This is a genomic window from Streptomyces antimicrobicus, from assembly GCF_020532625.1.
GTDB lineage: Bacteria > Actinomycetota > Actinomycetes > Streptomycetales > Streptomycetaceae > Streptomyces > Streptomyces antimicrobicus.
On sequence record NZ_JAJAUY010000284.1, the window covers coordinates 1 to 222 of the forward strand.

Annotated in this window: 1 protein-coding gene; it reads right to left on the minus strand. The window is 75.2% G+C overall.

Features of this window, described 5'->3' with window-relative positions; all coding sequences use genetic code 11:
• Positions 1-222: condensation domain-containing protein (locus tag LG632_RS30065; RefSeq protein ID WP_226731092.1), on the minus strand; the 222-nt coding region annotated here is incomplete at both ends.

Consider the following 222-nt stretch of genomic DNA (forward strand, 5'->3'; position numbering starts at 1 on the left):
GTCGCTCTCGTCGCCGAGGAGTTCGCGCTGCCACAGGGCGTAGTCCGCGTACTGCACCGGCAGCGGCTGCCAGCCGGGCTCCGCACCCGCGCACCGCGCGGCGTACGCCTGCGACAGGTCCCGCGCCAGCGGCGCCAGCGAGGCACCGTCCGCCGCGATGTGGTGCACCACCAGCAGCAGCACGTGCTCGCGCGCACCCACCTCGAACAGCGTCGCCCGCAG